General features: G+C 44.7%; 23 protein-coding genes. 11 read left to right on the plus strand and 12 right to left on the minus strand.

What is annotated here, in order from left to right:
* Positions 1-33: 33 nt before the first annotated feature.
* Positions 34-858: a dihydropteroate synthase gene (gene folP / locus OI18_RS15400; protein ID WP_039141374.1), complete on the minus strand. Its 825-nt coding sequence runs from the start codon at positions 856-858 to the stop codon at positions 34-36.
* A gap of 52 nt (positions 859-910) precedes the next feature.
* On the opposite strand from folP, the gene OI18_RS15405 reads away from it, so the two are divergent.
* The 6 genes from OI18_RS15405 to OI18_RS15430 all read left to right on the plus strand — a co-directional run bounded on the left by OI18_RS15405 (position 911) and on the right by OI18_RS15430 (position 6810).
* Positions 911-1459 (plus strand): DUF1599 domain-containing protein, encoded by a 549-nt coding sequence (locus tag OI18_RS15405; RefSeq protein WP_039141377.1) that lies wholly within the window; start codon positions 911-913, stop codon positions 1457-1459.
* A 36-nt stretch (positions 1460-1495) separates the two neighbouring features.
* Positions 1496-2614, plus strand: coding sequence for a BT_3928 family protein (locus tag OI18_RS15410; RefSeq protein ID WP_039141379.1), 1119 nt, complete (start codon positions 1496-1498; stop codon positions 2612-2614).
* A gap of 11 nt (positions 2615-2625) precedes the next feature.
* The gene (locus OI18_RS15415) at positions 2626-3678 is read left to right on the plus strand and encodes an ABC transporter permease (RefSeq protein ID WP_039141380.1); all 1053 of its coding nucleotides are present in this window, start codon (positions 2626-2628) and stop codon (positions 3676-3678) included.
* A 105-nt stretch (positions 3679-3783) separates the two neighbouring features.
* Positions 3784-4518 (plus strand): class I SAM-dependent methyltransferase, encoded by a 735-nt coding sequence (locus tag OI18_RS15420; RefSeq protein WP_039141382.1) that lies wholly within the window; start codon positions 3784-3786, stop codon positions 4516-4518.
* Positions 4519-4521: 3 nt separating this feature from the next.
* Positions 4522-5985 (plus strand): B12-binding domain-containing radical SAM protein, encoded by a 1464-nt coding sequence (locus OI18_RS15425; RefSeq protein ID WP_039141384.1) that lies wholly within the window; start codon positions 4522-4524, stop codon positions 5983-5985.
* Complete coding sequence (locus OI18_RS15430; RefSeq protein WP_039141386.1) at positions 5986-6810, plus strand: class I SAM-dependent methyltransferase; 825 nt, start codon at positions 5986-5988, stop codon at positions 6808-6810.
* Here the strand turns inward: OI18_RS15430 and OI18_RS15435 are convergent.
* From OI18_RS15435 to OI18_RS15465, 7 genes are all read right to left on the minus strand, one after another.
* Positions 6782-7726 carry a nucleotidyltransferase domain-containing protein gene (locus OI18_RS15435; protein ID WP_039141389.1) on the minus strand — a complete coding sequence of 315 codons (945 nt, stop codon included), beginning with the start codon at positions 7724-7726 and terminating at the stop codon, positions 6782-6784. The genes OI18_RS15430 and OI18_RS15435 overlap by 29 nt on opposite strands.
* On the minus strand, positions 7723-8979 hold the full coding sequence (locus OI18_RS15440) for an O-antigen ligase family protein (RefSeq protein WP_039141390.1): 1257 nt from the start codon (positions 8977-8979) through the stop codon (positions 7723-7725). The genes OI18_RS15435 and OI18_RS15440 overlap by 4 nt, the downstream gene beginning before the upstream one ends.
* On the minus strand, positions 8951-10081 hold the full coding sequence (locus tag OI18_RS15445) for a DUF1972 domain-containing protein (protein ID WP_039141392.1): 1131 nt from the start codon (positions 10079-10081) through the stop codon (positions 8951-8953). Before OI18_RS15445 ends, OI18_RS15440 begins: the two co-directional genes overlap by 29 nt.
* A 3-nt stretch (positions 10082-10084) precedes the next feature.
* Positions 10085-11221, minus strand: a complete 1137-nt coding sequence (locus OI18_RS15450; RefSeq protein WP_039141394.1) for a glycosyltransferase family 4 protein — start codon at positions 11219-11221, stop codon at positions 10085-10087.
* Entirely contained in the window at positions 11203-12231 is a 1029-nt protein-coding gene (locus tag OI18_RS15455; protein ID WP_082037998.1) for a glycosyltransferase family 2 protein, read from the minus strand. The genes OI18_RS15450 and OI18_RS15455 overlap by 19 nt, the downstream gene beginning before the upstream one ends.
* A gap of 1 nt (position 12232) precedes the next feature.
* Positions 12233-13852, minus strand: coding sequence for a hypothetical protein (locus OI18_RS15460; protein WP_039141397.1), 1620 nt, complete (start codon positions 13850-13852; stop codon positions 12233-12235).
* Between the two features lie 94 nt (positions 13853-13946).
* Positions 13947-15194, minus strand: a complete 1248-nt coding sequence (locus OI18_RS15465) for a lipopolysaccharide biosynthesis protein (protein WP_039141399.1) — start codon at positions 15192-15194, stop codon at positions 13947-13949.
* A gap of 112 nt (positions 15195-15306) precedes the next feature.
* Between OI18_RS15465 and OI18_RS15470 the strand changes: the two genes are divergently transcribed.
* A complete protein-coding gene (locus tag OI18_RS15470) occupies positions 15307-15684 on the plus strand; it encodes an iron chaperone (RefSeq protein WP_039141401.1) in 378 nt (125 codons plus the stop codon).
* A gap of 5 nt (positions 15685-15689) precedes the next feature.
* Here the strand turns inward: OI18_RS15470 and OI18_RS15475 are convergent, their stop codons facing one another.
* The 4 genes from OI18_RS15475 to recF all read right to left on the minus strand — a co-directional run bounded on the left by OI18_RS15475 (position 15690) and on the right by recF (position 18929).
* Entirely contained in the window at positions 15690-16508 is an 819-nt protein-coding gene (locus OI18_RS15475; RefSeq protein WP_039141403.1) for a class I SAM-dependent methyltransferase, read from the minus strand.
* Entirely contained in the window at positions 16508-17029 is a 522-nt protein-coding gene (locus tag OI18_RS15480) for an OsmC family protein (protein WP_039141404.1), read from the minus strand. Before OI18_RS15480 ends, OI18_RS15475 begins: the two co-directional genes overlap by 1 nt.
* Positions 17030-17218: 189 nt before the next feature.
* Positions 17219-17635 (minus strand): DciA family protein, encoded by a 417-nt coding sequence (locus OI18_RS15485; RefSeq protein ID WP_240312782.1) that lies wholly within the window; start codon positions 17633-17635, stop codon positions 17219-17221.
* 181 nt (positions 17636-17816) lie between these two features.
* Positions 17817-18929, minus strand: coding sequence for a DNA replication/repair protein RecF (gene recF, locus OI18_RS15490; protein WP_039141472.1), 1113 nt, complete (start codon positions 18927-18929; stop codon positions 17817-17819).
* Positions 18930-18979: 50 nt separating this feature from the next.
* Here recF and pdhA point away from each other — a divergent pair, with 50 nt between their 5' ends.
* From pdhA to OI18_RS15510, 4 genes are read left to right on the plus strand one after another with little or no spacing between them, the layout of a single operon-like run.
* Positions 18980-19975, plus strand: a complete 996-nt coding sequence (gene pdhA, locus OI18_RS15495) for a pyruvate dehydrogenase (acetyl-transferring) E1 component subunit alpha (RefSeq protein WP_039141408.1) — start codon at positions 18980-18982, stop codon at positions 19973-19975.
* 20 nt (positions 19976-19995) lie between these two features.
* Positions 19996-20679: a YfgM family protein gene (locus OI18_RS15500; RefSeq protein WP_039141410.1), complete on the plus strand. Its 684-nt coding sequence runs from the start codon at positions 19996-19998 to the stop codon at positions 20677-20679.
* Positions 20680-20691: 12 nt separating this feature from the next.
* Positions 20692-21192, plus strand: a complete 501-nt coding sequence (gene ribH / locus OI18_RS15505) for a 6,7-dimethyl-8-ribityllumazine synthase (protein ID WP_039141412.1) — start codon at positions 20692-20694, stop codon at positions 21190-21192.
* Between the two features lie 3 nt (positions 21193-21195).
* A complete protein-coding gene (locus OI18_RS15510) occupies positions 21196-21918 on the plus strand; it encodes a (Fe-S)-binding protein (protein WP_039141414.1) in 723 nt (240 codons plus the stop codon).
* Positions 21919-21946 lie beyond the last annotated feature (28 nt).

Here is a 21946-nt window from a genome sequence, read left to right on the forward strand (position 1 = left end):
GCCGAAAGGCTGCCAGCTTTGTTTTATACCTGTTTATTTCAGTTTGTCCAGGAGCTTAATAGTATCTGCAGCCTCCTGCACGTCGTGAACCCGGAGTATATGTGCTCCGTGCATCAGTCCAACCGTATTGAGAACTGTTGTTCCGATCAATGCATCGGCCGACTGCCGGCCTAGTGTTTTAGTGATCATCGATTTCCGTGAAACACCCAGTAATACAGGGGTATCCAGTAGTTTCAGCAGTTCCAGTTGCTTTAAAACTTCAAAATTCTGATCTATAGTTTTAGCAAACCCGATGCCCGGATCAATGATCACATCACGGATGCCCGCTTTATTACAGGTGTCCAGTCTTTCCTTGAAATACTCTGCTAACTCTGTCATTATATCATTATAGGTAGTCATGGTATGCATGGTCTGTGGTGTTCCTTTCATATGCATACAGACGAAGGGTACGCCCAGTAGTGCGACCGTTGCGATCATTTTGTCGTCGAGCCAGCCACCGCTGATATCATTGACAATAGAAGCACCTTCGTGTACCGCGTTCAAAGCTACCTGGTGATGAAAAGTGTCTATGGAAATGATTGCCTGGGGAAAGTGACCATGCAATGCGGGTAAGATGGTTGAAAGACGTGACCATTCCGCATCGGCATCAAGGTAGTCACTTCCGGGTCTCGTACTTTGCGCGCCTATGTCGAGTATCGTTGCACCGGCATCTAGCATCTGCCCGGCTTTAAGAATTACGTCATTTTCGTCCTGGTGCCTGCTCGAAGAATAAAAAGAATCGGGTGTAATATTGATAATGCCCATCACAACCGGTTGGGCAAGACTTAGCAGACGGCCTTTGCAATTCAGCGTGAACATACAGTTGAATCCTTATTTTTGAAGATTAAAGATGCTATTTTTCTGAAACAGTATGACGACAACCATTCAGCAATACGAGAAAACGATCGGGTTTTGCAGGGAAATTTTTTTGAACAAGACAAAGGATTATGGCACATCCTGGCGGGTATACCGTCCCATCTCAATTGCAGACCAGATATATATTAAAGCCAAAAGGATCCGGACCATCCAGGAAAACCGGAAACAATTGATCGGCGACAGTATCCAGTCCGAATTCATGGGGATCCTTAATTACGCTGTTATCGGGCTTATCCAGCTTGAACTTCCGGCTGGTGCCCCGGATGAGCTGGATTTTGAAACCGTACGTGAGTGGTATGACCGGGAAGTCAATGTGACAAGAGAGCTGATGCTGCAGAAGAACCACGATTATGGCGAAGCCTGGCGCGACCTTAGCCAGGAAAGTTTCACGGACCTTATTCTTTCAAAACTCATGCGTATCAGGCAGATCCTGGCAAATGAAGGGAAAACCCTGGTAAGCGAAGGCATTGATGCGAATTACAGGGATATTTTCAACTATGCTGCGTTTGCGCTTATCATGATTAAAGAGCGGGAAGCCGCCTGATTGTGACAGCAAGTATTTTAAAGTAAATATACAAATGTGAAAACACTATTAGTAGCATGCAGGTGGGTCGTTGGACTGCTGTTTATTTTTTCCGGCCTGGTTAAAGCAAATGATCCGCTTGGCCTTAGTTATAAAATGCAGGAGTTTTTCGAAGTGTGGGGATGGCATGCCCTGAATGACTATACCCTTGCGTTTTCAATCCTGATGATCGCATTTGAAATAATTGCTGGTGTGGCAGTAATAATCGGGTGGCAGATGCGATTATTCAGCTGGCTGTTGCTGGGGTTGATCGTTTTCTTCACCTTCCTAACAGGATATGCGCTTCTTTCCGGGAAAATTAAAGCCTGTGGCTGCTTTGGCGATTGTATTCCGTTAACACCCACGCATTCGTTTATTAAAGATCTCGTATTGCTTGGCCTGATCCTGCTTTTGTTTGCCAATCGAAACAGGATGCAAACGGCGACGGCCAGCCGAACCAGCATTTTATTGCTTGCCGCTTCTATTTTATTCAGCTTTGGGTTTCAATGGTACGTCCTGCGTCATCTTCCGGTAGTGGATTGTCTTCCTTATAAGAAAGGTAAACTGATTTCGGAACAGATGAAGATCCCGGCAGGTGCTATTCCCGACAGCTCAATCATTACATTCGTTTACAACAGGCAGGGACAGGATGTAGAATTTACTGCAGACAAATTCCCTGATGATTTCGATGATGCTACTTACAAATTTGTAAAACGGTACGACAAGCTTATCAGGAAAGGAAATGCCGAACCACCGATCAAGGATTTTGTATTGCTCTCGCCCGGTGGCTCCGATACAACGCAGGCCATACTGGCGCAGAAGGGTGAACAGGTATGGGTTTTTATCCGGGATCTTCCAGGCAACGAAACCGATGATGTTAAAAAGGTCTTGTCGCAACTCAAGGCCGTTTCCGGTAACAGGAATATTCCACTTTACGTGATTACACCGGTTGCCGAAAAAGTTATGACATCACTGAGCGCCGATCTGTCGGGTACAACAGTATTCCGTAGCGATGCAGTTGCTGTAAAAACAGCTGCGCGGCATGATGTTACTATTTACCACATCAGCAATGGTGCGGTTGAAGATAAATGGTCATTGCCCGATGCTTCCGGTGCACTCCGGGAATTATCAAGATAAAACCTAACTGCTTGTTTCGTTTTTTCATCCAAAAATTTATTTACAGCATTCTCGTGCTATTGGGAGTTGTTGTACTGGTCTTTGTGTTGTTTCAGGGGTTTGGTGATCCGTCCCGGCTCGTGATGGGACAGAGAGCTGACCAGGCTACGCAGGAAAACATCCGTCGCGACCTTCACCTCGACCAACCGCGATGGAAGCAGTTTGTGTTATACCTGAATGATATTTCCCCGATCGCTATACATTCCGCTGAAGAGATCAGGAGCAAAAAATTGAAAGGAGTTTTTTTTGGAACAGCGAAGGTGAAAGCGGGGTTGAAGCTTCCATATTTGCGGCGATCCTATCAGAGCAGGAGGGATGTGGGAACGGTCATAATGGAAGCCCTGCCCGGTACACTGATGCTTGCATTTGCAGCAATGGTACTTGCAACAGTCGCAGGAATCCTGCTTGGAATTCTTGCCGCTCTATATAAAGGAACCTGGGTCGATACGAGTGCCATCTTCGGAAGTATTTTGGGGATCTCGGCACCCTCTTTTTTTATGGCAATTGCTATAGCCTACCTTTTTGGCTTCGTGTGGAGCAATTATACAGGGTTGCATATGACCGGTAGCTGGTTCGATCTGTCAACTACTACGGGCAAACCTTATCTCACCCTATCTAACCTGGTTCTGCCTGCCATTACACTGGGTATTCGTCCGCTTGCCATTATCGCCCAGCTTACAAGGGCTTCTTTACTTGATGTTGTCGGGCAGGATTATATCCGGACTGCAATCGCAAAAGGACTTCCATCACACAAAGTGATTGGCAAGCATGCCCTCCGGAATGCCCTTAATCCTGTAGTTACTGCTATTACCGGCTGGTTTGCAGAGCTCCTGGCAGGAGCATTTTTTGTCGAATATATTTTTGGCTGGAAAGGCATTGGTAAACTTACAGTCGACGCGCTTGAAAAACTTGATTTCCCCGTTGTAATGGGTTCTGTTCTTGTTTCAGCCTGTTTCTTTGTGCTGGTCAACTTCCTGGCAGACATGCTATACGGCATTATTGATCCTCGTGCCAGGCGTGCCTGAAATCATTTATTTTCAAACCAGGCAACCCTGCTGACACCCTCAACGTATATTATTTCAGTACGATTACCCAGCTGAAAATTAAGCGTTTGTATTAAGCGGGAAAAAATGTTTGAAACAAATAATTCTTTTGTTGGACACGAGTCCCGGGCTGCCTTTAAACAGCTCTACCTGCAGTTACGACAACAGGAGCAAAGATTGTATTCCGACGATGAGCTAAGGGAACTGCCAGATATCCATAGCGGACACATACATTACCATGAATGGAAAATCCGCCGGCAATCATCATTAAGGCTGGCTAAATACCTCATGCGAAAAAAATCTCCCATACAGATTCTCGAGATCGGTTGCGGTAACGGATGGCTTGCCGCCAGGCTCGCAGGCATTGAAGGAAGTACAGTTACAGCCATTGATATAAATGGAGAAGAGATCAGGCAGGCGAAACGGGTATTCCATAAGACAAATCTCGATTTCCGCGAAATGGATTTTGACCCCGAGGGGTTTCCCGGTACAGCTTTCGATATAGTGGTGTTTGCTGCTTCACTACAGTATTTTTCCCCATTGAAATCAATCCTGGACAACGTGCTGAAATGCATGGCGGACGACGGAGAAATTCATATTCTCGACACCCATTTCTACAAAGCGTCGGAATTAGCTGATGCTGCAAACCGGTCATGTAATTACTATACCGGGCGGGGTTATCCTGCCATGGCTGAATACTACTTTCACCACCAGATACAAGAACTGGATGGACTCAATTATAAGATAATGTACAACCCGCAAAATCTGTTAAACAGGTTGTTTGTCAGGAATCCGTTTTATTGGATCTGCGTTTATCAATGACCCATGAAGAAAATATTATTTACTCATTCATACTCATTGTGGTTTGATCCCAAACAAATGGCGATCGGCCATCCGTACCCGCCTCTCGGTACACTATATGCTGCAGCTCTGATGAGGCAAAATGGGTATGGAGTTTCCTTGTATGACGTTATGTTCGCCCGGGATACGGAAGATCTGGTTCACCAGGTAAGGGATTATCAACCCGACTTCTTTGTGATTTACGACGATGGGTTTAATTACCTGACAAAAATGTGTCTCACCAACATGCGTGAGCTGGCTTTCCGGATGATCAAACTGGCACGGCTCAATAACTGCACAGTAATTGTATGCAGCTCCGATTCTACTGACCACTATGCCGAATACCTTGCAGAAGGGGCTGATTTTATTATTTTGGGGGAAGGGGAGCTGACGTTATTGGAACTGGTTAATGAACTTGCCGGTTTCAATGCGGAACCCGGTACGATTAATGGGATTGCACACAGGTTCAATGGCCGAGTAACGACAACGCCAAAGCGCCCGGTTTTACGTGAACTGGATAGATTACCGCTTCCGGCGTGGGACCTCGTCCAAATGGAAAGATACCGTGAGACCTGGATAAAGAGCAGTGGCTATTTCTCCCTGAATATGAATACTACACGTGGCTGTCCATATAAATGCAACTGGTGTGCGAAACCAATTTATGGTAACCGGTACAACTCGCGGAGTCCGCAACATGTGGTATGGGAAATGAAAATGCTCCGGGAGATGTATGGGGTTGAGCACATATGGTTCTGCGATGATATCTTCGGACTCAAGCCCGGATGGGTTAAGGAATTCTCGATACTGTTACGGGAAGAACAATTGCGTATCCCATTTAAAATCCAGGCACGTGCAGATCTGATGATTGACGAGGAAATGGTAAGAGCACTAGCTTCTGCAGGTTGTGATAACGTCTGGATCGGAGCTGAAAGTGGTTCACAGAAAGTGCTTGATGCGATGGATAAAGGAATTACAATCGATCAGATCCGGACGGCAACCCCACTCATGAAGAAATATGGGATAAAGCCTTCGTTCTTCATACAATTCGGGTATCCGGGTGAAACAAAAGAGGACATCTGGTTGACCATCGACCTGATCAACGAACTTCTTCCTGCTGAAATCGGGATTTCTGTTTCTTATCCACTGCCGGGAACCGGATTTTATGAAAGGGTAAGGGAGGAATTAAAGTTAAAGGCTAACTGGACTGACTCAGATGAAATGGCGCTGATGTTCACAAATACATATCCGCCGGCCTATTATAAACAGCTGCATACTTATGTTCACCAGAATTACCATACCCACCTGGCTAAGAACAGCATTCGCAACCTGCTAAGGAATCCGCTGCGTGCTTCTGCCGTCAAATTGAAATCGGCATGCTCATTCCTGTATTATGCACCTCTCACTTACATGCAAAAAATTAAACTGAACCGGCTGGAAAAGGCCATTTGAATGAAAGCAGAAACAAATACATACGAGCAACTTGCAGCCGCAGCATTCGACAACCAGTCGGAAGTTTTTGATCAGATTTATGGAAGGGATAAAATCATCGCATACAAAAGGCAAAGAGTACATAATCACCTGTTACAATACCTGCAACCCGGTAGTACCGTACTGGAACTTAATTGTGGAACTGGCGAAGATGCGATCTTCCTGGGGCAACTTGGTTGTAAGGTACATGCGACAGATATAGCCCCGGGTATGTTACGCCGCCTTCAGCAGAAGGTCGACGCGTTAAACCTGAATGAAACCGTTACCAGTGAAACCTGTTCATTCGGTCAATTACAGCAGTTAAACAACGAAGGACCATATGATCATATCTTTTCAAACTTTGCGGGTCTGAATTGTACGTCCGACCTGGACAAAGTGCTTGGTTCATTCTCCGGGCTCCTGAAGCCCGGTGGGAAAGTGACCCTTGTTTTACTTCCCCGTTTCTGTTTGTGGGAAAGCCTACTGGTATTCAAAGGAAAGTTCAGAACAGCATTCCGCAGATTTTTCAGTACCCGGGGGAGAGAAGCCCATGTGGAAGGAATACATTTCAGGTGCTGGTATTATAACCCTTCATATGTCCGGACCTGCCTGAAAGAAAACTTCGTCCATTTATCCACTGAAGGGTTGTGTACCCTAGTTCCTCCTTCCTATATACTGGGATTCGCTGACCATTACCCCCAACTGTTCGGCTTCCTCAAACAGGCGGAAAACAGGCTCAGGTATTTGTGGCCATGGAAGTTTGTCGGGGATTACTACATCATTTCATTTGTAAAGAAGGGAGGGTAGTCCCTTTGTCATGCCTGGACTGCTCAATTAAGGAAAAGACCTTTTCCTGATAGGCTTTTATGAACCTGACCTGGAAATTCATTGGATCAGGCTTTGCAACATGTTTGCTGGCAGCCATACTCATGATGTTCCCTTTTACATTCCGCTTTTTCTGAATGGTCTTCCGGTTCCACCGCTTCGCAGTTATGCGCATCAGTGATGCTTCCAGCCAGTTACCAAAAGCATTATTGAGCAGCCATTCCATGAGTTTTTTAAATACATGCCCACGAAGTTTTTTAGTTGCGGAAAGACCAATGAACTTATTTGGAAGATAGGCTTTAGCCCATGAATTTGCAGCATAGAATTCTTCGAATGCGTCGCGTCCCTGCAATGGGATCAGTGTGGCTACCTCAATTGCAGTATAAATGTTCTTTTCCACAATTTCAAGCTGATGTTCGTCAACATAGTAATTCATGCAGTAATAATGTTGCCTGTTAACAAGGAACGTCAGCTTCTTAAAGCAATGCATAAGAGTGCGCGCAATCCAGATCCTGTCTTTTTTTGTGATAATGAACAGGTCAATGTCGGAGTTGGCATCGGCGAAGTTTTTGGAGAGTGATCCAGAAATACCCACACCACGCACATATGGAAATAATATCAGCAATTTACCTACCCGCTTTGCAATCTTCAGCATTTCAATTGCTTTTCTATTTCCTTCCTTCCTGGTCGATGCTACCTCTGTATTGGCTCTGAGTGAATAATAATCGCCAATCCTGAAAATCAGCCTGCTTGTACAGAGCTGGTCAAGTTCTTCTGTAAATTCAGTAGAATCATATCTGTTTTCAAGGAAGGAAAAGACCTCGTTGGATGTCAGCGGGTATTCAAACATATCGAAATAGGCGAGGGTCGCCAGGATATTTTCCTTTAAGCGTATCATGAGGCAGGATTGGTGATTTTAAATTTGAGGTCTGAATAGATAAGCAATGAAAAAAAGATGCTATAGAAATAAATACCCTTATCCCTGTCAATTATGTTTTCGGAGAAGCAGACTGTTGCTATAATAAAAAGAAAGGCAAACAACAGGAGATCTTTCTCTTTTAATGACACTTTGAAACCATAATACAGTGTAGCAAGAAATATAAGCAATCCTGTAATGCCGAACTTTAGAAACATGCTTATAAACTGGTTGTGTGCATTTAAGTCTGACATATAGGAATGAAAGTATTTACTTCGGAAATAGCCTTCTTTTAATACTGTGATCTCAGAGCCTGAACCATAGCCTATAACAGGTGAATTTGCAGCAATTTTCAAAGCAAGGTTCCATCGTGCCAGCCTCGTGTCAGTTACCTCTGTAGAGGATTCCTTGCTTAGGTCTTTTTCCAGTTCAGTGACATATCGGTGTTTGAAATTGTTGAACCCGTAAATGACGCCAATTACCAGCAATGAAAGTGGGATGATAAAGAGTGCAAACCTGATGCGCCTGCTATAACTGAGTAAAAAGAACGGTACTCCCAGGTTTATGATCAGGAACAGGGCGATAAACACGGCCCTGGATCCCAACTGGATAATACCGGCAGTCAGAATAACACAGCAAATCAGATAGAAAAAGCGAAGCCGGGGCTTCTTTTCCTTAATTACGAGACCGAGAAGGAAGACCAGTCCCGCAGCGATCTGCATTGCCAGGTAAGTAGCATGCATACCAATTGGTTGGGAAAAGTTATGATTGATGAAAGAGGGCGTGAATAGGGTGTAAGGGCTGAGGTGGTAATAGATGATTACTACAATAGCGTACAGGTAGAGATAAGTTATTACCAGGACGCAGGCGAGAGAAAATGCCAGGAAGAAATGGTTTCGGTATTTTTTCAGGTCAAGCGGGTTCAGGCAAAAGGTCAAAGGTGCAAGCAGGATCGAGACCTGCATACCAACTTCCTTGAATGCTTCGGGTCTGTTTAATGAATACAGGGTTCCGAGCAGTGTGAGAAAGAATACTGAGGATAAGAATAGGTTGCTAATAGAAAATACGGGCCTGGAGTTACTTTTTTTCAGGTGGATGAGGGTATGTATAATCAGGCTTATGAATATAACATGACTATAAAACATGTCAAATGGCAGACTGAGTAACAGCAACAATACATGGTAATAACTTATTTTATTCGCCACGTTATCTTCTATGATTAGCAATGACTTCATTACGCTGGTTGTTATAGCATTCAAGGATGAAATTTTCATACTCGTTTATTACTTTTTCCCAATTGAACAGGAATTGGATCTTGTGAAGATTATTCTGTATCATCTTGCGTTCATTATCTTCACGACGCACTGTTTCCACTAGCCTACGCACATCAGAAGAATCGTCAAAGTAGAAGGCATCACTATTCAGCACGGATTTGTTGAAAGGGTTGTTGTGGGCAGCAATCAGTGCTTCACTGGCCATTGCTTCCAGCAGAGACGGGTTGGTACCGCCTACACTATGCCCGTGAAAATACAGGTATGAGTTATTCTGAAGGGCACGGACAACCGAGTTATCGAAGTTTGCGCCTTCAAATTGAATCCTTTCGTCATTCCTGAATTTATGTGTAATGAATTTGCCAAACCTGCTATCAGTGCTGCCCAGTACTTTGAATTTCTTGTCGCTAGTGCTGTTATTAAATCCATCCAAAATAACTTCTATATTGTTTTCCGGTTCCATTCTCGCCATCAGGAGAAAGTAATCTTTGTCGGGTACCGCGTTGGTAGCCGACTTTCTTTCCACATCGGAAAACAAGTCGGCTCCATAGGGGATATACCTGCTGTCTACATTGTATTTGTCTTTCAGGTATGACCTGATAACCAGCGAATCTGAAATAAAGTACTGGCTGTATTTCACGGCAAGTTTTTCTGCATACCTGAGAAACCTCTGAACTGGCATGGAATATTTGGCGCGTTTCCATTCCAGTCCATCCATGTTGTTAATCGTCACGCTTTTTTTGGGATACAATCTGCCCCAGACGGAACTGCTTGTATAACCCATAAGCAGGATTACGTCAAAGTCACGCTTCCTCGCATCCAAAAGGCAACACAGGTCATATACAAACTGGCCGGAGGAACCTACCAGGTATTCAGGATCAAAGCAGTGAACAATTTTCACGCCATGCCAATCATCAGCCTGGTATGGATGGTTGTGGGAGTTATAAACAGTAACGCTATATCCTTTATTTACCAGTCCGGCTGATACATATTCAGCGATATGTTCAAATCCGCCATAGTAGTTAGGAATTCCGCGCGTTCCTATTATTGCAACTTTAAGTTTCATAGTTCAGTTATTTGCCTGTAGTAAATCGTAGAACAGATCACTGCTGTTTTGCCAGTTATAATACTTATATACATATTTTGCCACTTCCCCGGTAAACTGATCGGAAGGAGGTGTGTCGAGCATCTGGGATAGTTTTTGTTCAAATTCAGTTTCGTTTGAAGGGTCAAAAGTGTAGGGGGCGAAAAAACTGAAATCCCGCATCGCTGTGGCTGACGAACATAGCACCGGGGCATAACAGGTTGCTGCTTCCAGTGGAGGAATACCAAATCCTTCAGCTTTCGATGGATACACAAACAGCCTGCAAGCCTGGTAAAGAGCTTTCAGGTCTGACTGGCTTGCTTGCGGTAACCAGTGGAAGTGTTTTCGCTGGTTATCATCCAGACGGCGAATCAGCTTATCCAATGCAGGCACATGCGCAGACTCTTTTCCAACAAAGACAAGTGAAATGTTACGTTTATCGAGATCAAGCTCCAGGTACTTACTGAGTAGCAACGCATGATTCTTCCGTGGCTCAAGCCTGCTGATGCATAAAATGAAATCGCTAAAGCCAAACTTCCTTCTTACAAATTCCTTCGCATCATTTTTTGTGTTTTCGAGTCCTGACGATACATCCATTGCACCATTATGTATCACGTGTACTTCGGCGGGAGGAACACCGTAATGCCAGCAGATCTGCTGTTTCGAATATGCCGAGACGGTAGTTTTAATATCTGCCTGTCGCAGGCTTCTTCCAAAAAGATAATTCCGGCTTATCCGGAAAATAAATCCGAAATCTTCCCTGAAATCATTGAACAATACATCGTGTAAGGTCACAATATACCTGCAGCCACTGATTGCTCGCGGAACTATATACTGAAAATGTGCAAATTGAAATTTATGCTTCCTGATCAATGCAGGAATATCAAAGAGGTAGCGGAATATACCGCTGCTTCTTTTACTATACCGGAGTATATTGCTCACGGCTAGTGAAGGAAAGATGGCTTTGATGTTATCAGTGTTTCTTGCCCCGAAATAGATATCGAGCTCCGGATGCCGGGCCATCAGTTGAGTGTACAATTCCCTCAGGAAGGTCTGTGCACCCTGGAACTCTTTATCGAAGACATGCGCATCAACAAATATTTTTATCCTTTCAGTTTCCATAACTTAATCTTTTTTACATCGGCCGACCATGATACACCAGGCGTTTCATAGTTATCCAGGTTGGTTTTGACAGAGTGGTAAAACAGGCTCAGGGCTTTTTCCGGGAGGAATGAGAACAGTAATAGTATATAGTACTTGATATGAAATGGGGCTAACCAAATAACTTTCCGCAGGTTTTTCCTCGCCATTACAGGCTGGTAGTTATTCCATAGGTACTTCTTTCCAAGCAGTGCATAGTAGGCGCCTTCCTTGATTTTTTTTCCTCCCTGCCGTTCACCAATTTTCCGGAGTCGTTTTCCCTCTGTGCTCGTGATATCCCCCTTTCTCAACGCATCCTGTTTTATGCTTCTAAAACGGCGAGTTCTCCATTTTTCATCAATAGTTATTGATTCGGGATTCAACCTTACTTGTATCAGCGCCTGTCCGAGGTTGCAGGCATTCTCTTTTCTAAGCAGGTTCTTCCAGAGCAGGTGGTCTTCAAAGGTGTATGCATGTTCATTGTATCCCCCAACGTTCAATACGACGTCTCTCCTGTATATAACGCTGGAATGAATAAACGGGCAGTTTTGGAAATCAGGCCGGATCAGCTCCTCATTGTTCTTTCCTGACGGGTAAAATGTAAATACATAGTTTCCTTCAACATCAACATAATCAACCGCTGATCCGACGATGCTGTAATAGGAGTGAGATGTGATAAAATCGTATTGTATCCGAAGGCGGTCGTGGTAACAAATGTCATCTGCATCAAATCGGGCGATCAGTGGTGCATTTGAGTGCTGTAGCCCATTGTTCAGGGCAGCAGCCACTCCCGCATTTTGCTGGTTGATTACCCGGATCCGTTCGTCCCTGAATGAATCAATCACGGATAAAGTATGATCTGTAGAACCATCATTTACAATGAGCAATTCAAAATCAGTGAATGACTGTTCCAATACGGAATTAATAGCTTCGCGTATATATTTTCCTGCATTAAACGCAGGCATTAAAACGGTAATTTTAGGGTTAGTCATGTTACGGCAGGTTTTTGTGAACCATCGACTCCTTTATATCGAGATACAGTAGTAATTCAAATAGTACCAGCACTGATAACTGCTCAAACCAATAGTCAATGAAGAATACTATCATGACCAGGAAGATCAGTGGTAAGCCATAAGTTAAAGTCCTGTAGTGCCTGAGGAAATAGCCGAAATAAAATACCAGCAACATAAGAAGGCCCAGCAAACCATATTCTGATAACATTTGGTCATAAACTGAAAATGGTGTGTTGGTCAGGGAATGGTACCCGGACTGCCGGCTGAAAAAGTCGATGTACAGATCCAGGTGATTTGACAGGAAATCATCGTTTATATACAGGTTACTATGAGGAAAGCCACCGGCTATACCCAGCCCGGTGGTTCGGAATGCGAGTTTGGATGAAAAATTGCCGATACCATCACCAGCCAGAGACTTTACCGGATGTCTTGAAAGGAACTCTGCTGTTTGTTTCAGTCCCATCGCTTTGCCCGGCAGATCGGGCATTTCTGTGGCTCCGGAAGAATAGGGTAAGGCTGATCTGTTGTTATGGATGAAGCGGACAATAGGGTGTTCTTGTGGCAGAGGATCCTTTATTGATTGGTACGACGCCGAATGGATGTCAGCTTTCGGGAGAGTCAGCTGTTGCGTTTGCGATTCTTCAGATTTGTCCTTTATACCCATCGCATAACGATTAAGGTTAAGGCTATCGAGGTATTCTTTCGCTATCTTTTCTTCCTGGACCAATGTATCCGGTTTCATGGCAACAGGTACCACTTTCGATTCCTGACGCATTTCATTATGTGATTCCGTATGGAAAGACTTTTTAAAGATCTTTCCAACATACTCAAGATTCTGGGGGGAGATTTTCGATACAAAAACGATCAGCATCATACAGTAGATAATTATGAAGCTTTTCTGCTCGCGTGTGCTCCTGAGTAAAAAAAGCAAAAGCATCAGGAATACCATGACGATGTTCATAAAGTTGCTCCCTGTAAGCAGGAAAGTAGTAATGCATAAAAGGAGCATCGTATAGTTCTTCCTTCCAAGGAAATAGAGGATGCCCATGGCGTTCAGAATTGCATTGGTCGTGGACGTATCAAATGTTAACCCTTTTATATAATCTCCGGTGCCGATAAAATATTTCTGGTTCTGGCCCTGGTACAGGTAGGGATTGATGTCCCTGATCTCCCAGATGATAAGCAGGAGATTTATCGCTGATACAACTGCGTTTATAATGAAGAAGAGAACCACGGTCTGGTGAATTTTGACCGTAGCCTGGCGGTCAACTGAAAGCTTTACCTGGTGTGTAGCCAGCAGGCAAAGCAGCCAGAAAATGATCCCTGTTATGAATACAACAGGATAATTTTTATCCAGGAAATCCCTGTTGATTAATAAGGCAGTGCAGGCTATAACGATGATGAACAGGTAAAAAAGCGGCAACCTCGGATTTTTCCAATTGAAACCAAACCTGAAGTCTGGTTGAAGAATATAAATGAGCAGTAAAGCCGGGATCTTGACGACGAGCTTCACATTTAAGAACAATATGAGTAGTATCAGCAACTTCCAGTCTACAAACCCATTCCATTTTTTTGGATTAAGACAGGTACCGATTGCCATGTTTTGCAGATATTATTAACTGGTAAAGGGATCTGTAAAACAATACGTTGAAAACACATCGCGGGTTGCCTGTATAATGTAAAAATGACGGTGATTACCTGCTGAAAAAGGAGGAGAATATGAATCTTTCCTGTTGCTGCCGGAGGTAATAGATAGTCTGTGTAATGTTTGCCGCCAGGAATGCTATAGCAGCTCCTTCGTTTTGAAGAATCGGAACAAGGATAATGTTTGAAAGGGCGTTCACGGCAAAGGTTATAATGAATCCGGTCAGGATCATCTTCGCCTGATTTCGGGAGAAATAAATTGTCCAGAGGAAATTATTCAGGTAAAGGAAAGGAATACAAAGTGACAGAAAAAAAATGGTATGCCTGTTTACAGCTCCATATTTGCCATCAGTAACGGCATCAACTACAGGCACCCAAAGGAAATTCATAACCAGCACCGTCAGTACAGCAATAGTAAGTTCAATCCGCAGGAGTGACTTGAATTTTCCCGCGTCAAATTCACCGTTCCCTGACAGACGGGTAAACCATGGAAGCAGGAGAGGAGCAATAGCAAGAAGCGGTAAGGTTGATAGTTCAAACACTTTGTAGGCGAAGCTATATTCCGCAAGTTTAACCGACGAAACCATTAACCCGATGAATATCCAGTCGAATCGTGCAATGGCGGATGTTATAATTACTACGCCCGTCTGGGGCAATGCTTCCCGGAGTAATTGAAGATAGCCGGACTTTGCACACCGGAAGGAAACAGGGATAGCTAATCTCCGTTTGAATAGGAAGTAGCACCACAATAACTCAATAAGATCACCCAGTATGAAGATCAAGATACATTCTTTAAGCGTGACCTGGTGAAAAAGTGCGAGTGTTGCGAGGGCAGCACTTCTGACCACATTGGAAACCACGAGCATAATTGCCACCAGTTTAAACCGTTCAAGGCCACTTGCGATCTGTTTAAAAGGCGTAGAGAAATAGATCATCAACTTCCCTGCACCAATAAATATCAAAAGTGGGGAAATACCGGAGCTCCGGTGATCAACTGCGAATAATATCAGGAGTAACAGGTAGAATATCACTCCCGACAGTATAACATGAAAAAAATACAGCGATGACAGACGGTTCACATCATAACCCAAAGCTACCTTTCTTACCACCACCTGGTCAATTCCGAATGAAAGCAGGTTGAACACCAGTAGCAGAATCGCCAGTACAAGATTCAGCCGGCCAAAATCTGGCTTGTTAAGATTGGTGGATAAGAGGTAAAAGATGACCAGTCCGCATAGTTGATTAACCAGCAGCTGTATTGAATTGGCGGAAAGGTTCTGAAATAATCTGTCGCGCAACTTGGTGTTTAAAATAATATTATTATTGCCCGTATAAAAGAAATACGGCTTTCGTTAGCTCTGGGTTGCCTTGGCGTAAAAAAAACGTGCTGATCATCAAAAGTGATTCATTATGGAAAGAACAAAACCAGAAAGTACCGACCAGTATATTGCAGGTTATCCGGATGATGTTCAAAAGCTCCTGAGCCAAATCCGGGCCGCTATAAGGAAAGCAGCGCCGGATGCCGAAGAAGTGATCAGCTACGGCATACCTGCATTCCATTATAAAGGCTATTACCTTATTTATTTTGCGGGATATAAAAATCATGTCAGCGTATATCCTGCACCAAGGGAAAATGTTGAGTTTAAAGAGCAGCTTTCCTTGTATAAAGGCGGAAAAGGAACTGTCCAGTTTCCTATCGACAAACCATTACCGCTTACCCTGATCACAAGAATTGTAAAATTCCGTATGAAGGAAAACGAAGCCAGGGCCGACAAAAAGAAGAAGTAATTGTTTTACCGGCGAAGACCGGTTGCGATAACAAACTCGCCACTTACAACATACCCATTTCCAGACTTAAACTGGCTGATGGAGTCCAGGTATTCCTGGTGAACTTCAAGTTTCACTTGTTCACTGAACCGGTTGTAAGCAAGTGCGACGGGTCCACCAGCAAATGCTGCACCATAGGCTTCTTCGGGGGTAGCGTAAACCAGGGATGTATTGATTCGGGATTCCTTTACTTCAAAAAATCCAGCCATTTCGAAATGGCGCTTAAGCATGCCTTCGTTTCCAAGTTGGAAAAAGAGGGGGCAGACTTCGGAACTCACCCGGCGATCAACAATCTCAAAAATATCCGCCCAACCGCAATGATTCCTCCGACCCCAGACGGCTGCAACTGATCGTCCACCGACCCTGGTAACCCTGAACATTTCCGTTAGTGCCTTTAACGGGTCCGGCACATACATCAGACCCAATGCGCACAATGACACGTCAAAACTATGGTCGGGAACTTCAAGGGCTTCAGCATCCATCCTGTCGAACCGCACATTCAGGTACTGTTTTGCAGCTGCGGTTTCGTTACCGATCGTCACCATTGCATCAGAAATATCGGTTGCCAATACTTGTCCATCCGGGCCAACCCTTTCCGCGGCAGGAAAACTAACCAGCCCTGTGCCACAAGCAATATCAATTACCAGGTTTCCGGGTTGAAGGTCTGCAAGCTCCAGTAATTTTTCCTGTGCCGGCTTTAATTGTTGCTGCCAGAAATTCTCATAGTACGCTGCAGCTTTATCCCAGCCGTATCGCTGTACCCTGCGTTGGAGTGCAGGGTCCATCAGGACTGTAGTTTTGGGGTGACTAGCTGAACTTCGCGACGGCATTTCTGGGCGCGGCTGAATACATCAAGGTAGGGACTGCGCTTATCTGCTTCATCCAGCAGATCCATGATCAAAACCTCGTCAGCGTCACTTTCAATCAGCACATTATAACGAACTTCCAGGTAGCCCGGAGCTTCGTCTGACGTGCCAAGTAAGGCACCGTCGTCATAGTCTGCCTGGATCTCCACTTCAAGACGCGAAACCTGGATACCTTTTTGTGCGGCCATCATCATGTACCCGATTGCCAGGCAACTGCCGAGGGCGGCACGACCGTAGATGCCAGGAGTGGGACCAGACCCTGTGCCGCCGACTGATGATGGCATATCTGCTTTGAATTTCCACTCACCTTCTTCAGTTTCGCAATGAAGACCATTTACTACTCTTGTGCGGGAAATGCCGGTGCCGAGAGCCAGTGACGGTTTCAAAGAGATCGCCTGGATGCTCCGCTCAATTGCAAGTTTGATCCGATCCTCTGTCATAAGAATAAAAGGTGGGTGGTAATAAAGATAACAAAATACTGTTATCCCAACTCTCGCAGCCAGTTGCGGCCGACCATTTTATAAACTGTAAAATTTACCTGTACCCTCGATTAAGGAAGACTCTATAAACTAGAAAACCTAAGGGGATTGGGAGTTGGAAGGTTGAAAGTGGTAAAATCAGCGAAATACCTATTGAACAATTACTTCTTTGATCACCTTTTCGCCCAAAGCCTGGTTAACCCGCTCGATAATCTTTTCTTTCTGGAAAAGAAGCTCCTGTTTAAGCGGCGCTACCGAGGTGGTGACATATAACTTATCGCCATATATCTTGATGCTGTCAGTATAGCGGGCAATGGTTTTTCCCATTATATCTTCCCAGACATCCTGGATCTGCAGTGCCTGTACAGAACCTTTAAGCCTGCTTTTTTTCAGAAATTGCTTGATTGCATCTCCTAGTGAGTATTCTCCCATAGGACAAAGATAAACCTGGAGCTGATAACAATTGCCTGATTCGGAGAGCGAAGTGACTGCAATGGCTATAATTCTTAAGAAAAGCGGCTTCATGCTGGTTGTTGTTGCAACCTTTGCCGATATTTGCAACTTCAAAAGGCGTTATTAGGTTTTAGTGAGGATTTAATCCGACGAACTGGTCCCGTTTTTATATCCAATCCTTTGTTCGACTGTTTAATCCGTTGACAGATAGACAAATGCGTACCCGCCCTATAGGAGCTATACCCAGAAAATCGTGTCCGTATTTATTTTAATTCGTACCCACCCTATGTTTTTATCAGCGGCTCGTCTCTATTGACTGATAGGGGAGTCCTAATGCTGAAAAGCTTTCACCAATACGGTCAGGATGGGTGTCAGTAACCAGAACCTGGCCATCGTTTAACACACACACTTCATACAACAGGTTTTGCATCCGTTGCTGGTCGAGTTTTTCGAAAACATCATCCAGCAAAAGAATGGGTGCGAAACCTTTTTTTTCCTTCAGCAACGAAAATTCCGCCAGCCGGAATGCAAAGAGCATGCTTTTCCGCTGTCCCTGCGAAGCGGTTTGCCGGAACATCTTGTCTTCCAGGGATATACTGATATCATCGCGGTGAATACCGGAGGTAGTGCGCTGTGAGGCGATGTCCCGGTCGCGGTTACGGCGAAGTAATGATTGCCAGTCGCCTTGCTGCATAGGGCTTTCGTATTGCATCCGGAGATCATACTGTTCCCCGGCAATTTTGATGTAACGGGTCGTTATTTCTTCCAGGAGTTGCCGGAGGTAAAGTGTACGTTTTTCAAATACATAACTGGCCGGAGAGTTCATCTGCTCGTCAATGATGCTGAGCAGCTCAAATTGCCTGGAGCGTTGTTCAGCCATCTGCTTTAACAGGCTGTTACGCTGCTGCAGCAGGCGGTTATATGTCATCAGGTGTACCAGGTAGTCGTGGTCGACCTGTGAAAACAGGGCATCCATAAAACGGCGTCTTTCTTCGCTTCCGCCGGTGATGATCTGGACATCATCGGGGGCTACCATAACAGCAGGAAACTGACCTATATGGTCGGCCATTTTCTCGCAGGGCATTTCGTTTACCCGGAACTCCTTTTTTCCATTTTCCCTTATTACCGCACTGACATCGTAGGTTTCTTCCTGCCGTACAAAGCGGCCTGAAATCCTCATGCCCTGGGCTCCGCCATAAACGAGTTGGGCATCGGATTTCTGGAAATAACTTTTGGTGAAACACAGGAAATAAATGGCGTCGAGGAGGTTGGTCTTTCCGGTACCGTTCCGGCCTGTAATTCCGGTAACCCTTTCCGGGAAAGTCCAGGATTGCCCGAGATAATTCTTATACTGAAAAACTGATATGTTTTGGAGAGATAACAAATTGGCTGCAATATATTTCCACATTTTCACATTATGCCTTTTCCCTTATCTTTGCCCGGCTCAAAACTAATCACGTGGCAACAAAATTTTCAAAGGAGACCTACCTGTACTGGTACGAACTGATGCTTTTGATCCGTCAGTTTGAACTTAAAGCAGAAGAGAAATACAAAATGGAAGGCAAGATCCGCGGTTTTTTCCATGCCTATGTTGGGCAGGAAGCTATTGCTGCGGGTTGTATGACCGCCACCAAACCCGAAGACGCTTTTATCACTGCTTACCGCGACCACGGTCTGGCACTTGCAAAAGGAATTAGTGCGAAGTCCTGTATGGCTGAACTGTATGGTAAAGCTACAGGTTGTGCAAAGGGTAAGGGTGGAAGCATGCACTTCTTCGGAGTAAAAGAGCGCTTTTTCGGTGGACATGGAATTGTAGGCGCTCAGATTGGTACCGGGGCAGGTATTGCCTTTGCTGAAAAATATAAAGGTACTGATGCTGTTTGCCTCACATATTTCGGTGATGGCGCTGCCCGGCAGGGTATGCTTCACGAAACTTTTAACCTGGCAATGCTCTGGAAACTGCCGGTTATCTTCATTTGTGAAAACAACAATTACGCCATGGGAACTTCCGTTGAGCGGACTTCCAATGTTGTAGATATTTATAAACTGGCCGACGCTTACGAAATGCCTGCAGATTCCATCGATGGTATGAGTGCGGAAGCTGTACATGAAAGCGTTGCCCGCGCGGTAAAACGTGCCCGCGAAGGTGATGGTCCGACCCTGATTGAAATCAAAACTTACCGTTATAAAGGCCACTCTATTTCTGACCCGCAGAAATATCGGACAAAAGAAGAAGTGGAAGAGTATAAGCAGCGTGACCCGATCGAACTGGTTCTCCAGACTATCCTGACTAATAAATTTGCTACCCAGGAAGAGATAGATGCAATCAATAAGCGTGTGGAAGCGGAAGTTGAAGAGTCTGTGAAATTCGCTGAGGAAAGTCCATGGCCTGATGATAGCGAAGTGCTCAAAGATATTTATATTGACCAGAATTACCCCTTTATCGTTGATTAATCAAATCGTACAAAATTATCATGGCTGATATCAAGAATACCCAAGCAGAACCGGTAGAATCAAATGAAGCAGTAGACAGAGTGACCGGCTTCTGGCAAAAGAACAGCAAAAACATACTTATCGGTCTTGCCATAATTGTAGTGGCAAGCGCCGGTATAGCAGGATACAAACATTTCGTTTCAGGGCCCAAACTGGAAAAAGCCAATGAGGCCATTTTTCGTGCAGAGAGTTATTTCCGAATGGATTCGCTGCAGGTTGCTTTGAATGGCGACGGAACCAATCCTGGTTTCCTGAAGATCATGGACAAGTACAGTGGTACTCCCGCGGCTAACCTTTCGCGTTTTTATGCCGGGGCCAGTTACCTTCGCCTTGGTGATTTCAAAAATGCAGAAAAGTATCTGAAAGACTTCTCAACTGACGCGGTTCAGGTGAATGCCAGGGCAAAAGGTCTTTTAGCGGATACCTATGCAGAACAGGGCAAAAAAGAGGAAGCAGCAAAATTGTATCTTGAAGCTGCACAAGCTTTTGAAAAAGACGAATTCAATTCTGCCGAATACCTGTTCCGTGCGGGCTATCTTTATGAGAGCCTCGGTAAGAACAAGGAAGCGATCGACGCATTCAGGCAGATTAAACAAAAATACCCCCGCACAGAAAGAGGATTTGAAATTGATAAGTACCTCGCCAGGTTGGGTGAAACAGAATAAATATTCTTTTGTATGGCGAATACAGGTAATATTAACTTATTACAACTCGATACAGGCATTCTTCCGAAGGATGCCTGTATTGTTATGGTCAAAACAGAATGGAACGCTGAGATAATTGATGAACTGGAAGCAGGTTGCCTCCGCGTATTTTCTGCAAACGGGCTGGATCGCATTACAACCCTTACAGTTCCCGGGGCGGTTGAGATTCCGTTCGCGGTCAAAAGCTATTGGGAAACAAAAAAATACCTTGACGACCGGCCGCATGCATTTATTGCACTCGGTTGTGTGATCAGGGGTGATACGCCGCATTTCGAATATGTGTGTCAGGCAGTAACTCATGGCATTTCCCAGCTTAACCTCACCCTGCCGATCCCTGTGATCTTTGGAGTTCTCACCGTCAATAACGATGAACAGGCAAAAGAAAGGATAGGAGGGAAACATGGTCATAAGGGTGAAGAAGCAGCCATAACCGCAATTAAGATGATCGCACTTCAGCGAAGTTTTAAAAAATAACCATTGAACGTACAGCTTTTCATACCCTGTTTTGTGGACCAGCTCTTTCCACAGACCGCCTTTAACATGATTAAAGTCCTGGAAAAAGCTGGCTGTACCGTTTCCTACAACCCTGAACAAACCTGTTGCGGTCAACCCGCGTACAATGCCGGGTTCTGGGAGGAAAGCAAAACGGTGTGCGAGAAGTTTGTCCGCGAGACCAAAGGAATCGACGACCTGGTGGTTGCACCTAGTGCTTCCTGTGCAGGTTTTATCAGGAACTACTATCCGAAAATATTTGACAATTCATCCCTGCACAACGATGTGAAGGATCTGCGGATGCGGACATATGAATTTTCGGAGTTCCTGGTGAACGTGTTGAAAGTGGAAAAGCTGGGCGCCCGACTTCAGGTTAAAGCAACTTATCACGATTCCTGTGCAGCGCTACGTGAATGCAGGATCAAGGAGGAACCCAGAAAATTGCTGGCTAATGTAGCAGGACTTGAAATTGTGGAAATGAATGACGTGGAGACCTGTTGCGGTTTTGGAGGTACTTTCGCAGTTAAATATGCACCTATTTCTGTCGGTATGGCTGATCAGAAAGTAAGTAATGCGCTTCAGACCGGTGCCACTCATATTGTTTCAACTGACCTGTCTTGCCTGATGCATCTCGAAGGGTACATCCGTCAAAACAACCTGCCGATTAAAACCATGCATATTGCTGACGTGCTGGCGACAGGGTGGTAGTTATTTCTAAACTGCTAAATCAACTCCA

It is taken from the genome of Flavihumibacter solisilvae (genome assembly GCF_000814475.1).
In the GTDB taxonomy this organism is placed as follows: domain Bacteria; phylum Bacteroidota; class Bacteroidia; order Chitinophagales; family Chitinophagaceae; genus Flavihumibacter; species Flavihumibacter solisilvae.